The organism is Streptococcus pseudopneumoniae, from assembly GCF_001072925.1.
GTDB classification, from domain to species: domain Bacteria; phylum Bacillota; class Bacilli; order Lactobacillales; family Streptococcaceae; genus Streptococcus; species Streptococcus pseudopneumoniae_Q.
Window position 1 is genome coordinate 1 of record NZ_JVHE01000023.1, and the last position, 4459, is coordinate 4459.

At 37.6% G+C, this 4459-nt stretch carries 5 protein-coding genes; all 5 read left to right on the forward strand.

Annotation, left to right across the window (positions count from 1 at the left end; translation table 11 throughout):
- A partial coding sequence (locus ADH81_RS11370; protein WP_239682076.1) for a hypothetical protein occupies nucleotides 1-208 on the forward strand: 208 nt, incomplete at its 5' end.
- A gap of 207 nt (nucleotides 209-415) precedes the next feature.
- Nucleotides 416-1675, forward strand: a complete 1260-nt coding sequence (locus ADH81_RS00925) for a UDP-N-acetylglucosamine 1-carboxyvinyltransferase (protein WP_049503222.1) — start codon at nucleotides 416-418, stop codon at nucleotides 1673-1675.
- A 16-nt stretch (nucleotides 1676-1691) separates the two neighbouring features.
- Nucleotides 1692-2243, forward strand: coding sequence for a GNAT family N-acetyltransferase (locus tag ADH81_RS00930; RefSeq protein WP_049525843.1), 552 nt, complete (start codon nucleotides 1692-1694; stop codon nucleotides 2241-2243).
- Entirely contained in the window at nucleotides 2236-3513 is a 1278-nt protein-coding gene (gene spxR, locus ADH81_RS00935) for a CBS-HotDog domain-containing transcription factor SpxR (protein WP_049525845.1), read from the forward strand. The genes ADH81_RS00930 and spxR overlap by 8 nt, the downstream gene beginning before the upstream one ends.
- Before the next feature lie 14 nt (nucleotides 3514-3527).
- Nucleotides 3528-4388, forward strand: coding sequence for a methionyl aminopeptidase (locus ADH81_RS00940; protein ID WP_049525847.1), 861 nt, complete (start codon nucleotides 3528-3530; stop codon nucleotides 4386-4388).
- The last annotated feature ends 71 nt before the right edge of the window (nucleotides 4389-4459 follow it).

Genomic DNA, 4459 nt, shown 5'->3' on the forward strand with positions numbered 1-4459 from the left:
ATTCTTTCTAATGATGGTTTGGTCACTTTTCATTATAGGTCTTATGGGACTTTTTTTCTACAATAAAATAGGTTCTATAATTCCTATGGTGGTTTTACCCACTACAGAAATTATAGAGCCTTTTTTATTTTTAAAAGTTGAATACTATTGCATATACTTATTAAGCCTGTCTTTCTTTACCCAATCGCAAACAAAAAATGTACAGTAAAAATTTTGTTGCAAGCCTTAAAATTACAGGCTAGTAAGATTTTTACTAGCTTTGATAAGTATGATAATTCTAACTGATATAACCACAGTTCTCGTCTTTAATATCAAGATAGTTCTGGGCCTAATTTTTTTATAGGATTGGCTATTAGTAAGAAATATGGTATAATATAGGGTGAGACCTTCTTAATAAATAGTGAAAGAGTATAAAATGAAAAAAATTGTCATTAACGGTGGGAGACCATTGAAAGGTGAAATTACGATTAGTGGCGCTAAAAATAGTGTCGTTGCCTTGATTCCTGCCATTATTTTATCAGATGATGTTGTGATTTTGGATTGTGTTCCGGACATCTCTGATGTAGCTAGTCTTATTGAGATTATGGAAATCATGGGAGCTAGTGTCAAGCGTTATGAAGATGTTCTTGAGATTGATCCTCGTGGTGTTCAAAATAAACCAATGCCTTATGGTAAAATTAATAGCTTGCGTGCGTCTTATTATTTCTATGGTAGTCTTTTAGGACGTTTTGGTGAAGCAACTGTAGGTTTGCCTGGAGGGTGTGACCTAGGACCACGTCCGATTGATTTGCACTTAAAAGCATTTGAAGCTATGGGAGCTAAGACAACCTACGAGGGAGATAATATGAATCTCTCAACCCAAGGATCAAGTCTACATGGTGCGCATATCTATATGGATACTGTTAGTGTTGGTGCAACTATTAATACAATGCTAGCAGCAGTAAAAGCTAAAGGTCGAACAGTTATTGAAAATGCTGCTCGCGAACCTGAAATCATTGATGTGGCTACATTATTAAACAATATGGGAGCTCACATTCGTGGAGCAGGTACAGATATGATTACAATTGATGGTGTGGATAGCTTGCACGGGACACGCCACCAAGTCATCCCTGACCGTATCGAAGCAGGTACATATATTTCAATGGCAGCTGCAGTAGGTCATGGGATTCGAATTAATAATGTACTTTATGAGCATTTAGAAGGATTTATTGCTAAACTTGAAGAAATGGGTGTTCACATGACTGTTTCTGAAGACAGTATTTTCGTCGAAGAGCAAACAAATCTAAAGGCTGTTAATATCAAGACAGCTCCTTATCCAGGTTTCGCAACAGATCTTCAACAGCCTATTACTCCTTTGCTATTAAAAGCAGAAGGTCGTGGCACATTGATTGATACAATCTATGAAAAACGTGTCAACCATGTTTTTGAATTAGCCAAAATGAATGCAGATATTTCAACAACAAACGACCACATACTTTATAAGGGTGGAAATCCTTTACAGGGTGCAAAAGTTAAGGCAACAGACCTACGTGCTGGAGCTGCCTTAGTTATTGCTGGCTTGATGGCTGAAGGAAAAACAGAGATTACCAATGTTGAATTCATCCTTCGAGGCTACTCGAATATTATCGAAAAATTGCGTAATCTTGGAGCAGATATTGAGCTAATCGAAGATTAGTAATTTGAGGATTGCAATGAATATCTGGACTAAATTAGCAAAATTTTCTTTCTATGAGACGGAACGTTTATATTTCCGTCCCTTCTTTTTTACAGATGTAGATGATTTTCATCAACTTGCATCAGATCCTGAAAATCTTCAATTTATCTTTCCTGCACAAGCAAGTATTGAAGAAAGTCAGTATGCTCTTGCCAATTATTTTATGAAATCACCTTTGGGGATTTGGGCTATTTGTGATAAAAAAGAGCAAAGAATGATTGGAGCTATCAAGTTTGAAAAACTTGATGAAATTAAGAAAGAAGCAGAAATTGGCTATTTTTTAAAGAAAGACTATTGGTCTCAGGGTTATATGACTGAAGCAGTTACCAAATTACGAGATTTATCCATGAACGAGTTTGCATTGAAGCAACTTTCGATTGTGACACATCTAGAAAATGTTGCTAGTCAGAAAGTAGCAGAAAAATCAGATTTTGTTCTTTATCGTCGTTTTAAAGGTAGCGATCGTTATACCCGAAAGATGCGGGATTATCTAGAATTCCGTTATACAAAAGGAAATCTAAATGAGTAAACACCAAGAAATATTAGCCTACTTGGAAGAATTACCAGTTGGGAAGCGTGTCAGTGTTCGTAGTATTTCAAATCGGCTGGGAGTAAGTGATGGTACGGCATATCGGGCTATCAAAGAAGCTGAAAATAGGGGACTTGTTGAAACACGTCCTCGAAGTGGAACAGTACGTGTAAAGTCAAAAAAAGTAGCTATTGAGAAATTAACGTTCGCAGAAATTGCAGAAGTCACAGGCTCGGAAGTTTTAGCTGGTCAAACTGGATTGGATAGAGAATTTAGTAAATTCTCCATTGGAGCGATGACTGAAAAGAATATTCTTTCTTATCTTCATGATGGTGGCTTACTTATCGTAGGAGATCGAACACGTATTCAGTTATTAGCACTTGAAAATGAAAATGCTGTCTTGGTAACAGGTGGATTTGAAGTTCATGAAGATGTTTTGAACCATGCTAATAAAAAAAATATTCCTGTATTGCGCAGTAAACATGATACATTTACAATTGCGACTATGATCAACAGAGCTTTGTCTAATGTTCAGATTAAGACAGATATTTTAACGGTTGAAAAAATCTATCGTACCAGTCATGAATATGGTTTTCTACAGGAAACGGATACTGTCAAAGATTATTTAGACTTGGTTCGTAAGAATAGAACGAGCCGTTTCCCTGTTATCAATCAGCATCAGGTTGTTGTTGGTGTAGTTACTATGCGTGATGCTGGAGATAAATCACCTGGTACAACGATAGATAAGGTCATGACAAGGACAGTCTATATGACTGGTTTAGCGACAAATATCGCTAACGTTAGCCAGAGAATGATTGCTGAAGACTTTGAAATGGTACCTGTTGTGAGAAGCAATCAAACCTTACTTGGTGTCATTACTAGACGGGATGTCATGGAAAAGATGAGTCGCTCTCAAGTTTCAGCTTTACCAACATTTTCAGAACAGGTTGGTCAGAAGTTATCTTACCACCATGACGAAGTTGTCATTACGGTTGAACCATTTATGTTGGAAAAAAATGGAGTCCTTGCAAATGGAGTTCTTTCAGAAATATTGACCCATATGACGCAAGATCTGGTTGTGAATAGCGGACGTAATCTCATCATTGAACAAATGTTGATTTATTTCTTACAAGCTGTTCAGATTGATGATACCTTGCGGATTCAGGCTAGAATTATTCATCATACGAGAAGGTCAGCTATTATTGACTATGACATTTATATCAATCATCAAATCGTATCAAAAGCAAATGTTACTGTAAAAATTAATTAAAACTAGGAGAAAACATGATTACATTAAAATCAGCTAGAGAAATCGAAGCAATGGATAAAGCTGGCGATTTTCTCGCCAGTATTCACATCGGTTTGCGTGACATCATCAAACCAGGTGTAGATATGTGGGAAGTAGAAGAATATGTGCGTCGTCGTTGTAAAGAAGAAAATTTCCTTCCACTACAAATCGGTGTTGATGGGGCAATGATGGATTATCCTTATGCCACTTGCTGTTCACTCAATGACGAAGTAGCCCATGCTTTTCCACGCCACTATATTTTGAAGGAAGGCGATTTGCTGAAGGTTGATATGGTCCTTGGTGGGCCAATCGCTAAGTCTGACCTCAATGTTTCTAAACTCAACTTTAACAACGTTGAGCAGATGAAAAAATATACTCAAAACTTTACGGGTGGCTTGGCAGATTCTTGTTGGGCATACGCTGTTGGAAAACCGTCAGAAGAAGTTAAAAACTTAATGGACGTGACCAAGGAAGCTATGTACATTGGTATTGAAAAAGCTGTTGTAGGAAACCGTATTGGAGATATTGGAGCTGCTATTCAGGAATATGCTGAAAGTCGTGGTTACGGCGTTGTTCGTGATCTTGTAGGACACGGCGTTGGTCCAACTATGCATGAAGAACCAATGGTTCCTAACTATGGTATCGCAGGTCGCGGTCTCCGCCTTCGTGAAGGCATGGTTTTGACAATCGAACCTATGATCAATACAGGTGATTGGGAAATCGATACAGATATGAAAACAGGTTGGGCACATAAAACAATCGATGGTGGACTATCATGTCAGTACGAGCATCAGTTTGTTATTACTAAAGATGGGCCTGTAATCTTGACAAGTCAAGGTGAAGAGGGAACTTATTAAAAAAAAGAGCTCTTTGTCAACTGTAGTGGGTTGATGAAAAGTTATAACCTGGAGAGGACCAACTTGGTTCT

What these genes read in the sequence shown, in the direction of transcription:
- ADH81_RS00925 (WP_049503222.1), top strand. Translation starts at nt 416, where the DNA reads ATGAAAAAAATTGTCATTAACGGTGGGAGACCATTGAAAGGTGAAATT.
- ADH81_RS00930 (WP_049525843.1), top strand. Translation starts at nt 1,692, where the DNA reads ATGAATATCTGGACTAAATTAGCAAAATTTTCTTTCTATGAGACGGAA.
- spxR (WP_049525845.1), top strand. Translation starts at nt 2,236, where the DNA reads ATGAGTAAACACCAAGAAATATTAGCCTACTTGGAAGAATTACCAGTT.
- ADH81_RS00940 (WP_049525847.1), top strand. Translation starts at nt 3,528, where the DNA reads ATGATTACATTAAAATCAGCTAGAGAAATCGAAGCAATGGATAAAGCT.